Raw genomic sequence first — 749 nt, forward strand, 5'->3', positions numbered from 1 at the left:
GCTCGTTGCTGATGCGGATGCGCTGGCGGCCCAGGAACGGCAGGCCGAGCAGCAGGAAGCTCAGCAGTCCACGGCCGATGCCGAAGCTGCGCCGGGTCTCGCGCACATCGAGGAGCAGGGTTTCCTGCTGGGACGGCCGGGGTGTATCCATGGAGCGAGGATGGCGGCCGCCGGCGGCGCGCGCAACCGCGTTCTCCGCCCGGATTTCAAGACACCGATGCGCCTCGCGCTGATCCTGCTGGCCCTGCTCGCGATCCTGCCCACGGCGGCGGAAGCGCAGTCGCGCCCGCGCATGATCGGCCTTCGCGGGCCGCACGCCAGCAGCGCGGCGCTGGAGGCGGCGCGCCGCTACCTCTGCCCGCATGGGGGCATGCCGCAGGGACGCGGCCGCTGCTCTCCCGGCAGGGGATACGCCGGCGGCGGTGGCACGGGGATGCTCGGCGACGATCCGGAGGTGCGCGACTGGGATCGCGGCATCGCCGCGCCCAGCCGGGCGCAGGCGCCCTGCCCTCCCGGAACGGTGCCGAGCCGGGCCATCGCGCAGCCGAACGTCACGCGCTGCATCGCGGGTTAGCTAAGCGTTCAGCCACTCCTTCAGCGCCGCGCCGGTCTCGTCCGGCACCTCCATCGTCGGCAGGTGCCCCACGCCCGTGAAGCCCAGCCGCCGCGCACCGGGGATCAGCGACGCCATCTCGTCATGCAGCGCCGGCGGCGTCAGCAGATCTTCGTTTCCGCAGGCGATCAGGGTG

The 749-nt window shown here is 73.2% G+C and carries 1 protein-coding gene; it reads left to right on the forward strand.

What is annotated here, in order from left to right:
- Window positions 1–574, forward strand: a 574-nt coding sequence (locus AC1DWF_RS34025) for a hypothetical protein (protein WP_476842897.1), incomplete at its 5' end; no start/stop codon positions are given.
- Between the last annotated feature and the right edge of the window lie 175 nt (window positions 575–749).

The sequence above is a fragment of the Aminobacter sp. P4_D5 genome, from assembly GCF_056401815.1.